Below are 19,486 nucleotides of genomic sequence, written 5' to 3' on the forward strand. Positions count from 1 at the left end.
CCGGCTCCAAGGGACCACTGCGACGCGCAGTGAACACGGCCAGGGATGGCCACTATCATTCATCACCGGCTGCGGCCGGTGATGCCCGTTTCCCCGATCGATCAGCAGGTTTCCGTGGACAGCACGCCGCACGCCAGCGCCAGGTTCAACCGTCTTGGTTCCTTCTTCGCCCGCCCATGGCTGGGTGTCCTGTCACGTTCGCTCGCCGCGATCTTCGGCGGCTACGCGCTGGCCGCGACCTGCTCGATGTTCTTTGCGGTCGCGCTGCCGATCGCACGCGGGCAAGCGGTGCTGACCGGCATGCTGGTGGCGATCGTGCTGTGCGCCTGCGCGGCACTGTGGGCGTTCGCTACCCGTACCGCGCTGCGCGCGTGGGTCGGCATCCTGATCCCGACGGCGCTGTTCTGGCTCGGCACCCGCCTGCTGCAGGGGGCCGCATGAAGAACGGATTCCGCCAGTCGATGGCCTGGCTGCACACCTGGACCGGCCTGCTGGTCGGCTGGCTGCTGCTGCTGATTTTCATGGCCGGCACGGCCAGCTATTACCGCGAGGAAATCAGCCGCTGGATGCGCCCGGAGCTGCCGCGCAGCAGCGTGAGTGCCGATGTGGCCGCCGAGCGTGCTCTCACCTTCCTGCAGCACAAGGCGCCGCAGGCCGAGAGCTGGAATGTCACCCTGCCCGACCCGCGCAACCCGGCGATGCGCATGTTCTGGCGCAACCCCGAATCGATGGTCAAGCCGCCGGTGGAAGGCGAGCGCCGCCGGCGCGGCGGAGGCCGCTTCGGCGATGCCACCGTCGATCCGAACACCGGCGAAGAGATCGCCGCGCGCGAAACCCGCGGCGGTGACTTCTTCTACCGCCTGCATTTCGACCTGCACTACATCCCCGTTTACTGGGCCCGCTACCTGGTCGGCTTCTGTGCGATGTTCATGCTGGTGGCGATCATCACCGGCGTGATCACGCACAAGAAGATCTTCAAGGACTTCTTCACCTTCCGCCCGGAAAAGGGCCTGCGGTCGTGGCTGGATTTCCACAACGTCAGCGCGGTGATGGCGCTGCCGTACCACGCGATGATCACCTACACCGGCATCGTCACGTTGATGTTCATGTACCTGCCGTGGGGCGTGAGCGTGGCCTATCCCAAGGATGAGGAAGCGTTCTTCAGCGAGGCCTTCGCGCGTCTGGCCGAGATCGAGACCCCGGCCGAAGGACGCGCCACGCCACTGCCCATCCAGCAGTTGCTGGACAGCGCGCGCGCCGAATGGAAGGGCGCGGATGTGGCCGGCTTCACCCTCTACCACCCGGGCGCGGCGAATGCGATCGTGGATATCACCCAGCGCGATGGAAAGCGCCTGTCGGTGGATACCCCGTCGCTGCGCTTCAACGCGATCACCGGCCAGTTGCTCGAGGCCAGCCCGGCCTCGGGCGGTGCCACCCAGACCCGTGGCGTGATGTACGGCCTGCACCTGGCGCGCTTCGCCGACTGGGGCCTGCGTGCCCTGTTCTTCCTGTCCGGGCTGATCGGTTGCCTGATGGTCGCCAGCGGCGTGGTGCTATGGGCGGTGAAGGAACGACCCAAGCACGCCAAGTCCGGCAAGACCGGGTTCGGCCTGCGCCTGGTCGACGCGCTCAATATCGGTGCGGTGGCCGGCCTGCCGATCGCTTTCGCCACCTATTTCCTGGCCAATCGTCTGCTGCCGGTCCAGATGGCCGAGCGTGCCAACGCCGAGGTCAATGCGTTCTTCTATGCATGGGCCGCCGCATTGCTGGCCGGTTTCCTCTGGCCCAAGCGGAGGATGTGGACCTGGCAGCTGTACCTGGGTGGCGTGCTGTTCGCCCTGATTCCGGTGGTCAACGCATTCACCACGCATGCGCATCTGGGCGTCACCCTGCGCACCGGTGACTGGGTGCTCGCCGGGTTCGATCTGACCATGCTCGCCTTCGGCGCGATGCTGGCCTACTGCGGTCATCGCATGCAGCGCTGGCAGCCACCGCTGAGTGCGGCCGAGAAGAAACGCCGTCAGCAGGCCGCTGCTGCGGGGGCGACGGCATGATGCTGCTCGCAATCACGCTGAGCTTCTCGGCGTTCACGGCGTTGTCGCTGGCCATGGACAAGCACCAGCTGGACCTGCACGGCAAAGCCGGCGCCAGCGCATCGCGCATGCGGGTGTGGCGCTGGGTGGGCTGGACGTTGCTGACCGTCGCATTCGCACTGTGCGTGCTGGACCACGGCTGGGCGATCGGTCCGGTGCTGTGGCTGGGTGCGCTGACGATCAGCGGGGTGGTGATTGCGTTCGGGCTGTACCCGTACCGCCCCCGGTGGATCGCGCCGCTGGCCTGGGCGTTGCCGGTGGTGGGGCTGGCGGTGGCGCTGGTCGCGCGTTGAGGGAGCAGCCACGCATGGCGTGGCTCTACCTTCAGATCGATCCCTGCGGTGCACCCGCCGCACCCTCACGGGCGTCGCCGCATCGCGATCGCCGGTCAGGGCACCAGTGAAAACATGTGCGCCGCGACCGGACGGCCGTCGATGACCAGACGGTTGCGCGCCACGCCTTCGCGCAGGGCGCCGGCCTTCACCGACACCCGTTCGCTGGCGAGATTGTCTACCGCAACGACGATCTCCACCCGATGCAGGCCCAGCGGCCCGAACGCCTGGGCCGCCAGCGCCTGCACGACGCGGGGCGCCACGCCCTGGCCACGGCACGACTGCCGCACCCAGTAGCCCAGGTTGCAGAAACGGGGATCGTGCTGGATCTTGTTCAATCCCGCGCCGCCGACGAAGGCGGCCGTGTCCTGGTCGAAGATTCCGTATTCGCAGGCCGTCCCTGCCGCCCAGCCGTCCCGGCAGGCCTGGAACCATTGCAGCGCCTGCTCGACGCGGTAGTCGACCGAGCTCCACGGCATCCAGCGCCGCATGCCCTCGGCCGACTCACGCACCGCCGCTGCGAACGCAGCGGCGTCGGCATCCTCGAACGGTCGCAGCAGCAGCCCGTCGGCGTGGAGCTGACTGTCGTCCATGTCAGCCCGTTCCCGTCAGGCGCCGTAGCGGCGCAGTTCCCACGCGCGGTGGATGCGCGGGTTGCGCTCGAAGTCCGCCCCGATGGTCTCGGGCGAAATCTCCTTGCACTCCGCGAATTCCTTGATCGCTTCATCGTCCAGCTTGAAGCGGCGGAAGTTGTTGGAGAAATACAGCACGCCTTCCGGGCTCAAGCGCGCCACGGCCGCGCGCAGCAGGCGCACGTGTTCGCGCTGGATATCAAAGTCATCGGCGCGGGCGGAGTTGGAGAACGTCGGCGGATCGCAGAAGATCACGTCGAAGCGGTGACGTTCGGCTTCCAGCCACGCCAGCGCATCGGCCTGGATCAGCTGGTGCTGGCTGCCGCCCTTGCCGTTCAACGCGAGATTGTCGGCGCACCACTGCAGGTACGTACCGGACAGATCCACGCTGGTGGTGGTCGCGGCACCGGCCACGGCGGCCTGCACCGAGGCGACACCGGTGTAGCAGAACAGGTTGAGGAAGCGCTTGCCCTGGGCTTCCTGCGCCATGTGCCAGCGCAGTGGACGGTGGTCCAGGAACAGGCCGGTGTCCAGATAATCGAACAGGTTCACGCGCAGCAGCGCATCGTTCTCGCGCACCAGCACGAACTCGCCGCGCTGCTCGAAACGACCGTATTTGCTGCCGCCCTTGCCACGCTCGCGTGACTTCAGCGCGACCTGCTCGGCCGGCACCTGGAAGACCTCGCGCGCGGCCGAGAGCAGCTCGTTGCGGCGGCGACGCACATCCACATCCGGAATGGTCGCCGGGGCCGCGTATTCCTGCACATGCAGGAAGGTCCGGCGGGCACCACCGTCTTCTTCATAGACATCGATGGCGGCCGCGTACTCGGGCAGATCGGCATCGTAAACGCGGTAGCAGGTGATGCTCTCGCGCGTCCGCCACGTCTTGAACTTCTTGATGTTCTTGCGCAGGCGGTTGGCCACCATCTGCGCGCCTTCGCTGAGCTCGCGCGGCTGGCCGGTGTTCTCGCGCTGCGGTACCGCGATCGGGTCGCAGACGATCAGCGCGCACTCGATGGCGCCGTTGAACAGCTGGTACTTCTTGTTGGCGCGCAGGCCGGTGGCGAAGGCCAGGTCGGCGCTGCCGCACAACAGGCTGGCGCGCCACTGCGGCACCGCGCGCTTGAGCGCGTCGCCGAGTTGGCGGTACAGCACCGCGTCGGCGGCCAGGCGCTCGTCATAGGGCGGGTTGCAGACCACGCAGCCGGTCTCCTGCGGCGGAACCTGCACATCGGTGATGTCGCGCACGCCGAACCAGATGGCATGGCCCACACCGGCCGTTTCGGCGTTCTGCTTGGCCGCATAGATGGCGTGCGGATCCACGTCGCTGCCGTGGATCACCTGCTTGAGTGCGCTGCGGCCGGCGGTTTCGCGGGCGCGCGCTTCTTCCATCAGGCTGTTCCAGGCGTCGCGGTCGAAGCCCAGCCAGCGGCTCGGCGGAATGCTGCCGTGGCGCTGCAGGCCCGGGGCCACGTCGGCGGCCATCAAGGCGCCTTCGATCAGCAGCGTGCCGCTGCCGCACATCGGGTCGAGCAGGCCACCGCCTTCGCTGTGGATCTTCGGCCAGTTGGCGCGCAGCAGCACCGCGGCGGCCAGGTTTTCTTTCAGCGGCGCATCGTTCTGCGCCATGCGCCAGCCGCGGCGGTGCATCGGGCCACCGCCCAGGTCGATCGAGATCGTGGCCCGGCCCTTGCGCAGCGACAGGTTGATGCGCACGTCCGGGAAGTCGGTGTTGACCGACGGCCGCTCCAGGCCCTGCGACCGCAGGCTGTCGACCACACCGTCCTTGACCCGCTGCGCGGCGAAGCGCGCATGGGTGATCTCGGTGCCGGACACATGCGCGTCCACCGACAGGGTCAGCTCGGGGCTGATGTGCTGCTCCCACGCCATCGCCGACACGCCCTGGTAGAGCGAGCCTTCGTCGGGGCAGTCGAACTCGGTCAGCGGCCACAGCACCCGGCTGGCCAGGCGCGACCACAGCACCACGCGCTGCGCCTGCGCCAGCTCGCCCTCGGCGTTGACGCCGGAAATGGTGGCGGTGGCCTTTTCCAGGCCGAGCGCCAACAGTTCGTCGGCGAGCAGATACTCCAGGCCCTTGGCGCAGGAAACAAAGAATTTCACGGAATCGGTATCGCAGGTCAGCGGAGAGGGGGTGCCCACGGGCACGGCAAGCAGCCGGGCACGGGTGTCCGGGGGGCCATTGTACGTGAGGCGGGCTGGAACGCCCGGTTACAGCGTGGCCAGCAGTTCCTCGAAGGCCCGGCTCGAGGCCTCGACGTGATCGGTCAGGCGGTGGCCGTCGTCCACCATCAGCAGGCGGGCCGAGCGGGCCTGGGCCCAGGCGATCACCTCCACCGGCGGGATCAGCTCGTCGTGCCAGGCGTGGACCACGCTGGTCGGCACGCGGGCGGCATCCAGCGCCGGCATCGGCCCCATCCGGGTGGGCGGCACCATCAGGAACAGGCCCTGGACCGGCACCTGCAGCGAGGCGATGGCCGAAATGTACGAACCCAGGCTGGAGCCGGCCAGCACCACCGGGCCCTGGACGACACGGGCGGTGGCCAGGGTGACCAGGCGCTGCAGGCGGGCGCGCACATCGCCCAGGCTGCTGACCTCGCGCTGGGCGTCCAGATCGGTGTAGTCCGGGCGCTCGTGGGTCCAGCCCAGGCGCTCGGCGACGTCGGCCAGGGCGGTCACCTTGATGGCGTCCGGGCCGCTTTCAAAGCCATGGGAGAGGATGCAGTGGCCGCGGCTCATGCGCACACCGCGCGGGAATCGATAGGAGCGTTCATGCCTGAATGCTAGCATCGCCGCATGCCCGACCGCGCCCCGCCCGCCATCGATGCACAGCCCCTGCCCTACCAGGACAGGCTGCTGCCCCGCACGCACGACGAGATCGATCTGGTGGTCATCCACTGCACCGAACTGCCGGACCTGGCGATGGCACGCGAGTACGGCGAACGCGTGCTGTATGACAGCGGCACCGGCAACAGTGGCCACTATTACATCGACCGCGATGGGCGCATCGTCCAATACGTGTCATTGGACCGTGTCGCGCATCAGGTCAGTGGCTATAACCCGCGCTCGATCGGGATCGAACTGGTCAACACCGGGCGCTACCCACACTGGTGGGATTCCCGCCACCAGGCGATGGACGAGCCCTACCCGGATGCGCAGATCGCGGCGCTGATCGACCTGCTGCAACACCTGTGCGGGACGCTGCCCGCGTTGGCCCATATCGCCGGGCATGAGTGGCTGGATACGCGCGAGGAAGTGGCCAGCGACGATCCGGAACGGCGGGTGCCGCGCAAGCGCGATCCGGGTCCGATGTTCCCGTGGCCACGCGTGCTGGCGGCGGTGCCGCTGCAGGAACTGCGTGGGTGATGATCAGCCGGTGGCGACGGGACGCGACGGGTCGCTGACCCAGCCACTCCACGAATCCGCATAGATCCGCGCACCTTCCAGGCCCGCGGCGTCCATCGCCAGCAGCAGGTGGCAGGCGGTCACGCCCGAGCCGCACATCAGCACGACCTCGTCCGGTGCGTGCATGCCGATCAGCGGCTGCAGCGCGGCGCGCAGATCCTCCGCAGGGCGCAGCCGTCCCTCATGCACGTTCAACGCGAACGGACGATTCACCGCGCCGGGCACGTGGCCGGCGACCGGATCCAAGGGCTCCACTTCGCCCCGGAAACGCTCGCCCGCCCGCGCATCGATCAGCCAGCCCGGCGCGTGCTTGAGACGCGCCTGCACCTCCTCCACCGAGGCGATCTGGCGGCGGTCGAACTGCCCCGGGTACGGCGGCAACGGCGTCACCTGCGGCAGCGCTGCGGTGACCGGCAGACCGGCGGCCTGCCATGCAGCAAATCCGCCGTCGAGAACGCGTACCTGTGCATGCCCGATCAGCCGCAGCAGCCACCACAACCGCGCGGCCGCCATGCTGCCGTCGCCGGCGTCGTAGACCACGACCTCGGTTTCCGGCCCGATGCCCCACGCGCCCAGGCGCGCGGCGAACGCATCGCTGTCCGGCAGCGGATGACGGCCATGGCCGGTGCGGCCAGGATCGGACAGGTCCCGGTTGAGATCGGCGTACAGCGCGCCGGGCAGATGGCCCTGTGCATACAACGCCGCACCGGACTGCGGATCGGCCAACGAGAACCGCGCATCCACTACCCGAAGCGTGGGGGCGGCACTGGCCGTCGCACGTGCATCCATAAGGCGCGTGGCGCCGTCGTCCAACGCCTGTGCGAGGGCGGTGACATCGATCAATGGCGTGGTCATGCGGTCTGCTCCAGGCGGCGACGCAGGTTGTAGAGAATGGCGGCGGTCGCACCCCAGATCCGCTGCCCGGGCCAGCCGTATTCGAGCACGTGGCGGATGCGACCGCGGTGGTCGATCTCCACGTGGTGCAGGTTGGCCGGATCCATCAGGTAGGACAGCGGCACTTCGAACACTTCCGCGACCTCGCCCGGTTCGGGCACGGCCACGAAGGCAGGATCGATCACGGCCACCACCGGCATGACCCGGTAGCCGGTAATCGTCACGAACGGATCCAGATACCCAAGCACCTGCACCTGATCGTGCTTGAGTGCGATTTCCTCGTCACTCTCGCGGATCGCGGCGGCGACGGCATCGCGGTCCTCCGGCTCCATGCGGCCACCGGGAAAACCGACCTGGCCCCCGTGATGGCGCAGCGTGTCGGTGCGCCGGGTCAGCAGCACCTGCGCGCCGCCCTCGCGCGGAATGATGCCGGCCAGCACGGCCGCTTCAACGGGCGGGCCGGGCGGTAACAGATCGATCAGTTCGCTGCGGTTCCAGCCATCGCCGGACGGCGGCCGGTCCAGCGGATGCAGCGCGCGCAGCAGGCGCTCGTGTTCGGCCAGCGAACCGCGCAGCGATTGCCGCAGTTGTTCGCGCAGGGGCAGCGTGTGCTGCATGACGTGATGCTGTTCGGGTCGGCTCATGGTTCGCCAGCGGGTGATTTCATCCACGGTGCGCAGGCAGCCCGTGCAGACACCGGCGCGATCCAGCGCGCAGATTCCGATGCAGGGAGTGGGCACGGCATGCGGGGATTCTTCCATCGATTGCACCGGTCAACAGTACCGCGATTGCACGGAAACAAAAAACGCGCCGGTGTTTCCACCGGCGCGTTCTTGATGTTGCGAAAATTACTTGACGCTGACGAGCTTGATTTCGAACTGCACCGCGACGTTCGGCGGGAACGGCGTGCGCGGATCGGCACCATAGGCCTGATCCGGCGGCAGCGTCACTTCCCACTTGGAGCCAGCCGGCATCTGCAGCAGGGCTTCACGCATGGCCTTCATTTCAACTTCGCTGACCTTGATGCCCGGGATCTGCTGGGCCGGACGCGCTTCGGCCGGACGGGTGCCGAACGGATACGGACCGGCCACTTCCAGCTGCACGGTGCTGGCCTGGGTCGGCTTGGCACCCTTGCCGGCTTCGATCACGCGGTACTGCACGCCGCTCGGAAGCGACTGCACGCCGGCCTTGGCCTTGTTGGCGGCCAGGAACTGGGTGCTCTTGGTCTTGTTCTCGGCGGCAGCCTTGTCGTACTCGGCCTTGGCGGCCTGCGCACGACCCTGCTCACGCTTCTGGAAGGCTTCGACGGCGGGCTTCAACTGCTCGGCCGTGATCGACGGCTGCTTCTTGGCGTAGGCATCCTGCAGGCCCTTCACCACCGAGTTGATGTCCAGCTGCTCGCCGCGTGCGGTGAGTTCAGCCAGGTTGTTACCGTAGTCGTAACCGAAGTAATAGCTCAGCTTGCCCTTTTCGGACGAGGTGTCCTGGGCGAAGGCATTGCCCGTCAGGGCCAGGGCCGCGACGGCGACCGCGATAGAACGCAACTTCATCAAACTTTTCTCCAGGGGTGGTAACTCAGGACGCGTTGGGCCGCCCTGAGGCGACGGGTTAGGATAGCCGCCGCAACGTTGAACCGCCACTAACGACGCAGGCTCTGACCTGACTTCGTTTCAAGAGTTCAACATCACTTTTTTTTAACGTTTTCAGGAGTCCTGCCGTGGCCGACGCCCTTATCGCGATTATGGACGATGGTGCCGTACGCACTGTGACGGTCAACCGCCCGGACAAACTCAACGCCCTGAACCGGGCGACCCTGGAAGCCCTTGATACGGCCTTCGCCGAGGCCGCTGCCGCCCCTGGGGTGCGGGTGGTGGTGCTGACCGGCGCCGGTCCCAAGGCGTTCGTCGCCGGTGCGGACATTGCCGAAATGAATGGCCTGAGCGCGGTTCAGGGTCGTGATTTCTCACTGCTCGGCCAAGGGTTGATGCGCCGCATCGAGCGCATGCCCAAGCCCGTGATCGGCAAGATCAACGGATTTGCGCTGGGCGGCGGCCTGGAACTGGCCATGGCCTGCCACCTCCGGGTGGCCGCGGAGACCGCCAAGGTCGGTCAGCCAGAGATCCATCTGGGCCTGATCCCCGGCTTCGGTGGCAGCCAGCGGCTGCTGCGCCTGTGCGGCCGCGCCGCCGCACTGGAGCTGTGCCTGCTGGGCACCCCGATCACCGCCGCGCGTGCCGCGCAACTGGGCATCGTCAATGAGGTGATCCCGGCTGCGGAGCTGGATGCCCGCGTCCAGGCTCTGGCGTCGCAATTGGCCTCGGCCGCGCCTCTCGCGCTGCGCGGCATCCTCGATGCGATCCATATCGGCGGCGAATGTTCGCTCGGCGAGGGGCTGGAGTACGAGAGCGTGCAGTTCGGCCTGATGTTCGCCACCGAGGACATGCGCGAAGGCACCAGCGCGTTCCTGGCGCGGCGGCCGCCGGTGTTCCAGAACCGCTGAGCCATGTCGCCTTCCGATACCGCTTCGCCGGCGCAGCTGCTGGCACTCGTCCTCGACGATCAATGGGATGCCGCGCTGGCGGCCGGGTTGATGGACTACGTCCCGCAGCCGGGCGACGAAGCGCTGCGGCCCGATCATCCCGATCTTCCACAGCGGCTGCAGCACGCACAGCAGCAATTGCAACGTGCCTGGGCCGCACGCGAGCGCTACCGCCAGCGCCAGCAGCGACTCGCGCGCCGTGCTGCCGAGCGCGATGCACGCCGTGCACCGCCCCCTACACCCGAGATCCAGAAACCCGCCCTGCCCTCGGCCGCTGCCGCGATTCTCGCGCGCGCCAAGGCCAAGGCCGCGGGCCGCACCTCCTGATGGCCACGATGAAGAAAACCGTCGCACGCACCGCGCGCATGCCCAAGGCCGACGTGATCGAAATGTTCACGCGCCTGCGCGAGCTCAACCCGCACCCCAGGACCGAACTGGAGTACAGCTCGCCGTTCGAACTGCTGGTGGCGGTCACGTTGTCGGCGCAGGCCACCGATGTCGGCGTCAACAAGGCCACGCGCAAACTGTTCCCGGTCGCCAATACCCCGCAGGCGATCCTCGCTCTCGGTGAGGACGGCTTGAAGAAGTACATCGCCACCATCGGCCTGTACAACGCGAAAGCGAAGAACGTGATTGCCGCGTGCGCCATGTTGGTCGAACAGCACGGCGGCGAGGTGCCGCGTGATCGTGCTGCACTCGAGGCGCTTCCCGGTGTCGGTCGCAAGACCGCCAATGTCGTGCTCAACACGGCCTTCGGCGAACCGGTGATGGCAGTGGACACGCACATCTTCCGCGTCTCCAACCGCACCGGGCTGGCGCCGGGCAAGGACGTGCGTGCGGTGGAGGATCTGCTGGTCAAGGTGATCCCGGCCGAGTTCCTGCTCGATGCGCATCACTGGCTGATCCTGCATGGCCGTTACGTGTGCAAGGCACGCAAGCCGGACTGCCCGCAATGCGTGATCCGCGACCTGTGCCGTTTCAAGGAAAAGACGGCTGCCTGAACGGGGGCGACGACTGCCATATGGGCGCAACCCGGCGGTCATCTCCAGACGGCATCAATAGCAGCCCCTGACGCCGCTTGGGATACGGGCGATGACGGTTTGTCCGAAACTGTCACATTTACGCAATCTTCACTAATTAGCCTGCGCAGCATCTTCCCACCTGCCTGCAAGGCTCCTTCCATGAAACTGCATCGCCAACTTCTTACTGCGGCCGTGGCGGCTGCGCTGTTCGTTCCGGCCGCTCACGCTGAAGTGGCCATCGATGTGATCGGCGGTTCGGAAATCACGTTCGAGGGCCTGGTCCAGGCCGACGGCAACTGGTTCGACAACGATGTGACCGACCTCAACGGCGGTGATGCCGGCAACGGCAAGAACAGCGAATTCGAGCTGCGCCGCGCCGAGCTGGTGCTCAAGGGCAAGGGCCCGGGCAACGTGGAATGGGTGGTGGGCTACGACGCCAAGGCCGACAAGTTCCTGGACACCAACCTGAAGTACAAGCTGGCCGGCAACGCCAACCACTTCGTGCAGTTCGGCCAGTTCAAGCAGCCCAACAGCCTGGAAGAACTCTCCAGCACCAAGAACAACGACTTCATCTCCAAGGCCGCGGTCACCAATACCTACGCCGTGGCCCGCCGCCTCGGTGGCGCCTACAGCATCGGTGACAACAACTGGTCCGTCACCGCCAGCGGCTTCGGCCGCGAACTGACCCGCAACCTCGCGCACGGCAGCGGCTACGGCGCCCGTGGCACCTGGGCCCCGATCAATGAGAAGGGCCAGGTCCTGCACTTCGGCCTGAGCTATGTGGACTACGACACCGACGCCGACACCCTGCGCGTGCGTGCCCGTCCCAACGCCGACCTGGCCACCGCGCGCCTGGTCGACAGCGGCAACATGGTGGACACCGACCGCGTGAGCACGATCGGCGCCGAAGCGATGTACATCGGCGGCCCGTTCAAGGCCCAGGCCGAGTACTACACCAGCAAGGCCAAGCGGTACTCGCATGACAACTACAGCAGCGACGGTTACTACGTCAGCGGCCTGTGGAACATCAGCGGCGAGACCTGGGGTTACAAGGGCGGCACCCCGACCACCGGCCTGCCGGATGAGCCGGGCCGCGGGATGTGGCAGCTGGGTGCGCGTTACGACCACATGGACCTCAACGACGGCAATCTGTCGGCGAACCCGGTGGCCGGTCGCCCGCCGATCGTCGATGGCGTGCTGGGCGGCAAGATGGACATCTGGACCGTGGGCGTGAACTACTACTGGCGCTCCAACACCAAGTTCGCGCTGAACTACGTGATGGTGGACAGCAAGAAGTACAGCTCGACCGCGCGCACGTTCGTCAACGACGATCCGAACATCCTCGAAGCGCGCCTGCAGTTCTTCTGGTAAGCCCTGCAGTACGCGTGTGACACAAAGGCGCAGCTTCGGCTGCGCCTTTTTTCGTGTTCGTCCGCGGGTATGCTGTGCGCCCCTCGCCCCATGGATGGACCCGATGCGTATCGCACTCTCGCTGTTGCTGGCCGCCGCGTGCAGTGCCGCCGCCCTGCCCGCCCAAGCCCAGGACTGCCATGACGCCCAGGCGGCAGCGCAGGAGGCCTACACGGTCCGAGCACCCAACGTGCTGCCCGACCGCGCCGGCTACACACGCGACATCGCCGCCAGCGTCTGCCGCCGATGGCCGGCACGCCCGGAGCTGACCTTGGTGGCCACGCCGGTCTGGCGCGACGGCGGCAACAACGACTCCCGCGATGGCGATGTGGAGGTACTGGTGATCGATACCGACACCCTTGCCACGCGCGCATGGGCGGTGCTGCTCGGCGCACTCGACAGCGATGCGATCTTCTTCGATGGCATGCACATTGATACCGCGCGCTACCAGCTTGCGCCGGACACCCTCGCCTTCGGCCTGCGCGTGAAGCGGCGCAATGGCTCCGGGCCCAATCCGTTCAGCGAAGAACAGGTGCATCTGCTGGCGGTGCAGGCAGACACGCTGCGCACGCTCGGCCCAGCGATGGTGCTGCGTCGCTTCCAGGCCGAGTGGGATACCCGCTGCGCCGGCGACTCCATCGACGTGACGCGCACCGTGGCCGTTGGGCCCAAAGGCAGACACGGCTTGGCCGACCTCATCCTGCGCGAGCGACGGGTCACCACGCACAGCTGGATGGACGGTGACAGCTGCCGCGACCAGGACACGTCGGTGGAAGGCGAGCGCCACGTGCTGCGCTTCGACGGCCGCCGCTACGCGGTCCCGGAGGCGCTGCAGCCGTTGTGACACCCCTTCCAGAAGGCGTGTCACGAGGTGGTCATATGACAGACGCTGCGCTGTCATCGAACCGTTATGGAATGAGCACCGGGCGGGACACCCCGCACCTTCATCCATCCCAGGAGCCACCCCGTGATCCACGCCTTCAAGTCGCGCGCCGCTGTTGCCGTCCTCGCCGCGTCGTCCGTGTTCGCCGCCAACGCCGCCGATGTGACCGGCGCGGGCGCCTCGTTCATCTACCCGGTCATGTCCAAGTGGTCGGCCGACTACAGCACCGCGACCGGCAAGAAGGTCAACTACCAGTCCATCGGTTCCGGTGGTGGTATCGCCCAGATCAAGGCGGCGACCGTTGATTTCGGCTCCTCCGATGCCCCGCTGAAGCCGGAAGAACTGGCGGCGGCCGGCCTGGCCCAGTTCCCGTCGGTGATCGGCGGCGTGGTCCCGGTGATCAACGTGGCCGGCATTGCCCCGGGCGCGCTGAAGCTCGATGGCCCGACCCTGGGCAACATCTTCCTGGGCAAGATCAAGACCTGGAACGACCCGGCGATCGCCGCGCTGAACCCGGGCGTGAAGCTGCCCGACGGCAAGATCACCGTCGTGCACCGCTCGGACGGTTCGGGCACCACCTTCAACTTCGTCAACTACCTTTCCAAGGTCAACCCGGAGTGGAAGACCAAGGTCGGTGAAGGCACCTCCGTCCAGTGGCCGGTCGGCATCGGTGGCAAGGGCAACGAAGGCGTTGCCGCCTACGTGAAGCAGATCAAGGGCGGCATCGGCTACGTCGAACTGTCCTACGCGCTGCAGAACAAGATGTCCTACGCTGCGATGAAGAACGCCTCGGGCAAGATCGTGCTGCCGAGCGACACCTCCTTCGCCGCCGCTGCTGCCAGCGCCGACTGGGCCAGCGCGAAGGACTTCTACCTGGTCATGACCAACGCCCCGGGCGCCGATGCGTGGCCGATCACCGCCACCAACTTCATCCTGGTCCGCAAGCAGCCCAAGAACGTCGCCAACGCCAAGGCCACCCAGGAATTCTTCCGCTGGATCTACAAGAGCGGCGATGCGCAGGCCAAGCAGCTCGACTACGTCCCGCTGCCGGACACCCTGGTCAAGCAGATCGAGACCTACTGGTCGCAGAACCTGAAGTATTGAGGAAGTCACCACCCACGGTGGTGACCTGCCGGTAGGTGCCGACCGTTGGTCGGTACGCGTCGCCCCCGACGCAACCCACCGGACAGAGCAATGGCGCCGGAGGGACCTCTCTCCCCTTCCGGCGCCATCGGGCGCGGACCGCAAGGTTCCGCGCCTTTTTGTTGCCTGCCGCAAAATGCCCGACCCTTGTGCCGCAAGGCTTTGCGTGCGCTCGGTCACGGCGTCATCAAGCTGTAACAAAAACATCATTTCATAGTCGCGTCGCCGGAAAGACCGGCCCTTATCCCGCTATGGAGTGACGCATGAAACTGCACACGGCCAGCATCGCCGCCCTTTCCCTGGCCATCGCGCTGGGTCTTTCCGCCTGCAAGCCGGGCGCTGAAGGCCAAGCCGCCGCGCCGGCCACCGATGCGCCCGCTGCCGCTCCGGCCGCTGGCGATCGCCTGACCGCCGAGATTTCCGGCGCCGGTGCCTCCTTCATTTTCCCGCTGGTGTCCAAGTGGTCGGCCGACTACAACACCGCCACCGGCGCCAAGATCAACTACCAGTCGATCGGTTCCGGTGGCGGCATCGCCCAGATCAAGGCCGGCACCGTTGATTTTGGTTCCTCCGACAAGCCGCTGAGCAGCGAAGAGCTGGCCCAGGCCGGCCTCGGCCAGTTCCCGTCGGCGATCGGTGGCGTGGTGCCGGTGGTCAACATCGACGGCCTGGAAGCCGGCAAGCTGCGCCTGAGCGGCGCCCTGCTGGCCGATATCTTCCTGGGCAAGGTCAAGACCTGGAACGACCCGGCCATCGTCGCCGCCAACCCGGGCGTCAAACTGCCCGACGGCAAGATCACCCTGGTCCACCGTTCGGACGGCTCGGGCACCACCTTCAACTTCTCCAACTACCTGTCCAAGGTCAGCCCGGACTGGAAGAGCAAGGTCGGCGAAGGCACCTCGGTGCAGTGGCCGGACGGCGTGGGTGGCAAGGGCAACGAAGGCGTGGCGTCGTACGTGAAGCAGATCAAGGGCTCGATCGGCTACGTCGAACTGGCCTACGCGCTGCAGAACGGCATGCCGTACGCCTCGATGCAGAACGCCGCCGGCAACTGGGTGCAGCCGAGCGCGGAAACCTTCGCCGCGGCAGCCGCCAGCGCCGACTGGGCCAGCGCCAAGGACTTCAACCTGGTCATCACCAATGCCCCGGGCGACCAGGCATGGCCGATCACCGCCACCAACTTCATGCTGATGCACAAGCAGCCCAAGGATGCCCAGCGCAGCAAGGACACCCTGGCGTTCTTCAAGTGGGCCTTCGAGAAGGGCCAGACCCAGGCCAACGAACTGCACTACGTGCCGCTGCCGGCCGAGCTGGTCACGCAGATCGAAGGGTACTGGGCGGCTGAATTCAAGTGATCCAGACCGGACCCGCGCATTGCGCGGGTCCGGAGTGTGGCGCCATGACACCGTTCTGCCAGGCATGGCCTGGCACTACCCCACCTAATTTTGGGCCCCCGCCTTTCCCATGAATGCCATCGCCCAGCCTGTTCCCGCACCGTCCACCCGCGACCTGCGTGACGCCCGCAATGACAAACTGTTCCGGTGGGTCCTGATCGCCACCGTCATCCTGGTGCTGGTCGCCCTGGCCTGCGCCGCGCTCTCGATGCTGTGGGGCGGCCGCCATGCCCTGCAGGAGCAGGGCCTGAGCTTCTTCTATTCGTCCGAATGGAATCCGGTCGAAAACAAATTCGGCGCCCTCGCGCCCATCTACGGCACCCTGGTCACGGCTCTGATCGCGATGGTCATCGCGGTGCCGGTGAGCTTCGGTATCGCCTTCTTCCTGACCGAGGTCGCCCCGCGCTGGCTGCGTGGCCCGGTCGGTACCGCCATCGAACTGCTGGCCGGTATCCCCTCGATCATCTACGGCATGTGGGGCCTGTTCGTGCTGGTCCCGGTGATGACCGAGTACGTCACCCCGTTCCTCAATGATCACCTGGGCACGCTGCCGATCATCGGCCCGCTGTTCCAGGGTCCGCCGCTGGGCATCGGCGTGCTCACCGCCGGCTTCGTGCTGGCGATCATGGTGATCCCCTTCATCTCCTCGGTGATGCGCGAAGTGTTCCTGACCGTGCCGACCCGCCTGAAGGAATCGGCCTATGCGCTGGGCTCCACCAAGTGGGAAGTGAGCTGGGACATCGTGCTGCCCTACACCCGCTCGGCGGTGATCGGCGGCATCTTCCTCGGCCTCGGCCGTGCCCTGGGTGAAACCATGGCGGTGGCCTTCGTGATCGGCAACAGCGTGCGCCTGTCGCCGTCGCTGCTCGAACCGGGCACCACCATCGCCGCGCTGATCGCCAACGATTTCGGCGAAGCCACCGAGACCTACCGTTCGGCACTGCTGCTGCTCGGCTTCGTGCTGTTCCTGGTGACCTTCGTGGTGCTGGCGATCGCCCGCCTGATGCTGATGCGCCTGGCCCGCAAGGAGGGCAACTGATGTCCACCGCCAACGCCCAACCGCTATACCTGCGCCGCCGCATCGTCAACGTGGTCGCGCTGCTGATGTCCTGCCTGACCGCACTGTTCGGCCTGTTCTTCCTCGGCTGGATCCTGTGGACGCTGGCCTCCAAGGGCCTGGCCGGCATCAACCTGGATCTGTTCACCAAGATGACCCCACCGCCGATGCAGGAAGGCGGCCTGGCCAATGCCTTCTTCGGCAGCGCGGTGATGTGCGGCCTGGCCATCGCCATCGGCACGCCGCTCGGCGTGCTGGCCGGCACCTGGCTGGCCGAGTACGGCAACTTCCGCAAGACCGGCACGGTGGTCCGCTTCGTCAACGACATCCTGCTCTCGGCGCCGTCGATCGTGCTGGGCCTGTTCGTCTACACCCTGTACGTGATGCAGACCGGCGGCCAGTTCTCGGCCTTCGCCGGTGCGCTCTCGCTGGCCTTCATCGTGCTGCCGGTGGTGGTGCGGACCACGGATGAAATGCTGCGCCTGGTGCCCTCGCAGATGCGCGAAGCGGCGCTGTCGCTGGGCATCCCGCAGTGGAAGGTGACGGTGCAGGTGCTGTACCGCAGCGCCGCCGCCGGCATCGTGACCGGCATCCTGCTGGCGCTGGCCCGCATCTCCGGTGAAACCGCCCCGCTGCTGTTCACCGCCTTCGGCAACCAGTACTGGAACAGCAACGTGTTCCAGCCGATGGCCTCGGTGCCGGTGGTGATGAACCAGTTTGCCGGCAGCCCCTACGAATCCTGGCAGGTGCTGGCCTGGGCCGGCGCGCTGGTGCTGACCGTGTTCGTGCTGCTGGTCAGCCTTTCCGCGCGCGGCATCCTGCTGCGCAACCGTATCTCCCATGACTGACCTTTCCACGGACATCGCCATGAACGATCTCTCCAACGCCGTGCCGATGCAGCGCATCGTGGTCCCGGCTTCGCATGAAAGCCTGCACACCCCGGCGCCGATCAAGCTGGCCGCACGCGGGCTGGATTTCTACTACGACAAGTTCCATGCGCTGAAGGGCATCGACCTGGAGATTCCGGAAAAGCGCGTCACCGCGCTGATCGGTCCCTCCGGCTGCGGCAAGTCCACCCTGCTGCGCATCTTCAACCGTATCTACGCGCTGTACCCCAAGCTGGAAGCGCGGGGTGAATTGATGCTGGACGGGGAGAACATCCTCTCGCCGAAGTACCCGATGAACCGCCTCCGCAGCAAGGTCGGCATGGTGTTCCAGAAGCCGGTGCCGTTCCCGATGACCATCTTCGAGAACGTGGCCTACGGCATCCGCCACCACGAGAAGCTTTCCAAGTCGGAGATGACCGATCGCGTCGAGCAGGCCCTGCGCCAGGGCGCACTGTGGGACGAGGTGAAGGACAAGCTCAACCAGAGCGCGCTGGGCCTGTCCGGTGGCCAGCAGCAGCGTCTGTGCATCGCCCGCGCCGTGGCCCTGCGCCCGGACGTGCTGCTGCTCGACGAGCCGACCTCCGCGCTGGACCCGATCTCCACCAGCCGCATCGAGCAGCTGGTCGAAGAGCTCAAGCACGATTACACGATCGTGATCGTGACCCACAACATGCAGCAGGCCGCGCGCGTGTCCGATTACACCGCCTTCATGTACCTGGGCGACCTGATCGAGCACGACCGCACCGAAGTGATCTTCTCGCAGCCCAACAAGCAGCAGACCGAGGATTACATCACCGGTCGTTTCGGTTGATCGGTGCTGTTCCCTCACCAAATGTCCCAGCCAGGCACGGCCTGGCTCTACCCGGATTGCAGACCATGAATCTTCCCAACGACCACATCGTCAAGAGCTACGACGAAGAGCAGCAGCGCCTGGTGGCCGAGATCGTGCGGATGGGCGAGATGGCCGTCGCGCAGCTGGAGGCGTCCATGGACGTCATCGAGAAGCGCGACGAGAACGCCGCCCAGCGCATCATCGCCAACGATGAAGCCATCGACCAGCTTGAGCAGCACATCAGCCACGACGTGATGCGCCTGGCGCTGCGCGGGCCGATGGCACGCGACCTGCGCGAGATCCTGGCCGGCCTGCGCATTCCGGCCGACATCGAACGCATCGGCGATTACGCCGCCAACGTGGCCAAGCGCTCGATCGCCCTGAGCAAGGTGCCACCGCTGCCGCAGATCCAGGGGCTGCGCGCCCTGGGCCGACTGGCCGCACAGCAGGTGCGCCGCGCGATCGAGGCCTACCGCGACAACGACGCCGCCGCGGCGCTGGAACTGCGCGACGATGACGCCCGCCTGGACGCGCAGTACACCGCGCTGTTCCGCGAGCTGCTGACGTACATGATGGAAGACCCGCGCAACATCACCCCGTGCACCCACCTGCTGTTCATGGCCAAGAACCTGGAGCGCGTGGGCGACCATGCCACCAACATCGCCGAGAACGTGTGGTTCCTGGTGCATGGCGAGCAGGCGCTGCCGCCGCGCGAGAAGCGCGACGAGACCAGCAGTACCGATCACGTCTGAGCGCGTGCTTCCGAAGTGGAACGCAAAAGCCGCTGCCTTCGGGTGGCGGCTTTTTTTGTGACTGGAAAGTCCTGGCTCGGTGAGGGCGCTGCAGGTGTCTCCGTTCGAGCCTTGACGCGAGCGTCAGGGCCCCGAAGCGGCCGACCCACTTGCCGCTGAGGAATGCGGCACTGCACTTCACGAAACGTTGAAT

At 66.6% G+C, this 19,486-nt stretch carries 21 protein-coding genes; 15 read left to right on the forward strand and 6 right to left on the reverse strand.

All coding sequences use genetic code 11. The annotated features are described in order from the left end of the window. The first annotated feature begins 81 nt into the window (after positions 1-81). Genes ABE483_RS16115 through ABE483_RS16125 form a run of 3 tightly spaced genes read left to right on the forward strand, consistent with a single transcriptional unit; the run spans position 82 to position 2,386 of the window. Positions 82-441: a DUF3649 domain-containing protein gene (locus tag ABE483_RS16115; RefSeq protein WP_237393520.1), complete on the forward strand. Its 360-nt coding sequence runs from the start codon at positions 82-84 to the stop codon at positions 439-441. Continuing rightward, the gene (locus ABE483_RS16120) at positions 438-2,054 is read left to right on the forward strand and encodes a PepSY-associated TM helix domain-containing protein (RefSeq protein WP_313211710.1); all 1,617 of its coding nucleotides are present in this window, start codon (positions 438-440) and stop codon (positions 2,052-2,054) included. The genes ABE483_RS16115 and ABE483_RS16120 overlap by 4 nt, the downstream gene beginning before the upstream one ends. Next, entirely contained in the window at positions 2,051-2,386 is a 336-nt protein-coding gene (locus ABE483_RS16125; protein ID WP_346482029.1) for a DUF3325 domain-containing protein, read from the forward strand. The genes ABE483_RS16120 and ABE483_RS16125 overlap by 4 nt, the downstream gene beginning before the upstream one ends. 95 nt (positions 2,387-2,481) lie before the next feature. Here the strand turns inward: ABE483_RS16125 and ABE483_RS16130 are convergent, their stop codons facing one another. The 3 genes from ABE483_RS16130 to ABE483_RS16140 all read right to left on the reverse strand — a co-directional run bounded on the left by ABE483_RS16130 (position 2,482) and on the right by ABE483_RS16140 (position 5,814). Next, complete coding sequence (locus tag ABE483_RS16130; protein WP_346482030.1) at positions 2,482-3,018, reverse strand: GNAT family N-acetyltransferase; 537 nt, start codon at positions 3,016-3,018, stop codon at positions 2,482-2,484. A gap of 15 nt (positions 3,019-3,033) precedes the next feature. Next, the gene (gene rlmKL / locus ABE483_RS16135) at positions 3,034-5,178 is read right to left on the reverse strand and encodes a bifunctional 23S rRNA (guanine(2069)-N(7))-methyltransferase RlmK/23S rRNA (guanine(2445)-N(2))-methyltransferase RlmL (protein WP_346482031.1); all 2,145 of its coding nucleotides are present in this window, start codon (positions 5,176-5,178) and stop codon (positions 3,034-3,036) included. A gap of 108 nt (positions 5,179-5,286) precedes the next feature. Then, entirely contained in the window at positions 5,287-5,814 is a 528-nt protein-coding gene (locus ABE483_RS16140) for a hypothetical protein (protein ID WP_346482032.1), read from the reverse strand. Positions 5,815-5,871: 57 nt separating this feature from the next. Here ABE483_RS16140 and ABE483_RS16145 point away from each other — a divergent pair, with 57 nt between their 5' ends. Beyond that, the gene (locus tag ABE483_RS16145; protein WP_070426972.1) at positions 5,872-6,441 is read left to right on the forward strand and encodes an N-acetylmuramoyl-L-alanine amidase; all 570 of its coding nucleotides are present in this window, start codon (positions 5,872-5,874) and stop codon (positions 6,439-6,441) included. 3 nt (positions 6,442-6,444) lie between these two features. On the opposite strand, the gene ABE483_RS16150 is transcribed toward ABE483_RS16145, so the two are convergent. The 3 genes from ABE483_RS16150 to ABE483_RS16160 all read right to left on the reverse strand — a co-directional run bounded on the left by ABE483_RS16150 (position 6,445) and on the right by ABE483_RS16160 (position 8,924). Beyond that, positions 6,445-7,335: a sulfurtransferase gene (locus tag ABE483_RS16150; RefSeq protein ID WP_346482033.1), complete on the reverse strand. Its 891-nt coding sequence runs from the start codon at positions 7,333-7,335 to the stop codon at positions 6,445-6,447. Next, positions 7,332-8,135, reverse strand: a complete 804-nt coding sequence (locus ABE483_RS16155; protein WP_070426970.1) for a CoA pyrophosphatase — start codon at positions 8,133-8,135, stop codon at positions 7,332-7,334. Before ABE483_RS16155 ends, ABE483_RS16150 begins: the two co-directional genes overlap by 4 nt. Positions 8,136-8,222: 87 nt before the next feature. After that, positions 8,223-8,924, reverse strand: a complete 702-nt coding sequence (locus ABE483_RS16160; RefSeq protein WP_019185884.1) for an FKBP-type peptidyl-prolyl cis-trans isomerase — start codon at positions 8,922-8,924, stop codon at positions 8,223-8,225. Positions 8,925-9,091: 167 nt separating this feature from the next. On the opposite strand from ABE483_RS16160, the gene ABE483_RS16165 reads away from it, so the two are divergent. The 11 genes from ABE483_RS16165 (at position 9,092) to phoU (ending at position 19,293) form a co-directional block, all read left to right on the forward strand. Then, positions 9,092-9,874 (forward strand): enoyl-CoA hydratase-related protein, encoded by a 783-nt coding sequence (locus ABE483_RS16165; RefSeq protein ID WP_346482034.1) that lies wholly within the window; start codon positions 9,092-9,094, stop codon positions 9,872-9,874. Between the two features lie 3 nt (positions 9,875-9,877). Continuing rightward, positions 9,878-10,240 (forward strand): hypothetical protein, encoded by a 363-nt coding sequence (locus ABE483_RS16170; RefSeq protein WP_313217762.1) that lies wholly within the window; start codon positions 9,878-9,880, stop codon positions 10,238-10,240. Beyond that, complete coding sequence (nth, locus tag ABE483_RS16175) at positions 10,240-10,914, forward strand: endonuclease III (RefSeq protein ID WP_313217761.1); 675 nt, start codon at positions 10,240-10,242, stop codon at positions 10,912-10,914. Before ABE483_RS16170 ends, nth begins: the two co-directional genes overlap by 1 nt. 180 nt (positions 10,915-11,094) lie before the next feature. After that, entirely contained in the window at positions 11,095-12,306 is a 1,212-nt protein-coding gene (locus ABE483_RS16180) for an OprO/OprP family phosphate-selective porin (RefSeq protein WP_313211697.1), read from the forward strand. Between the two features lie 103 nt (positions 12,307-12,409). Further along, positions 12,410-13,189, forward strand: a complete 780-nt coding sequence (locus tag ABE483_RS16185; protein WP_346482035.1) for a hypothetical protein — start codon at positions 12,410-12,412, stop codon at positions 13,187-13,189. A gap of 123 nt (positions 13,190-13,312) precedes the next feature. Continuing rightward, positions 13,313-14,332 (forward strand): phosphate ABC transporter substrate-binding protein PstS, encoded by a 1,020-nt coding sequence (gene pstS, locus ABE483_RS16190; RefSeq protein ID WP_070471808.1) that lies wholly within the window; start codon positions 13,313-13,315, stop codon positions 14,330-14,332. 302 nt (positions 14,333-14,634) lie between these two features. Next, positions 14,635-15,726, forward strand: a complete 1,092-nt coding sequence (pstS, locus tag ABE483_RS16195) for a phosphate ABC transporter substrate-binding protein PstS (RefSeq protein ID WP_313211694.1) — start codon at positions 14,635-14,637, stop codon at positions 15,724-15,726. A gap of 109 nt (positions 15,727-15,835) precedes the next feature. Further along, positions 15,836-16,804 carry a phosphate ABC transporter permease subunit PstC gene (gene pstC / locus ABE483_RS16200; protein ID WP_313211692.1) on the forward strand — a complete coding sequence of 323 codons (969 nt, stop codon included), beginning with the start codon at positions 15,836-15,838 and terminating at the stop codon, positions 16,802-16,804. Then, positions 16,804-17,670, forward strand: a complete 867-nt coding sequence (gene pstA, locus ABE483_RS16205) for a phosphate ABC transporter permease PstA (protein WP_313211691.1) — start codon at positions 16,804-16,806, stop codon at positions 17,668-17,670. Before pstC ends, pstA begins: the two co-directional genes overlap by 1 nt. A gap of 19 nt (positions 17,671-17,689) precedes the next feature. Next, positions 17,690-18,520, forward strand: coding sequence for a phosphate ABC transporter ATP-binding protein PstB (pstB, locus tag ABE483_RS16210; protein WP_346482041.1), 831 nt, complete (start codon positions 17,690-17,692; stop codon positions 18,518-18,520). A 65-nt stretch (positions 18,521-18,585) separates the two neighbouring features. Further along, positions 18,586-19,293: a phosphate signaling complex protein PhoU gene (phoU, locus tag ABE483_RS16215; protein ID WP_152151802.1), complete on the forward strand. Its 708-nt coding sequence runs from the start codon at positions 18,586-18,588 to the stop codon at positions 19,291-19,293. The last annotated feature ends 193 nt before the right edge of the window (positions 19,294-19,486 follow it).

Source organism: Stenotrophomonas sp. TWI602, assembly GCF_039674045.1.
GTDB lineage: Bacteria > Pseudomonadota > Gammaproteobacteria > Xanthomonadales > Xanthomonadaceae > Stenotrophomonas.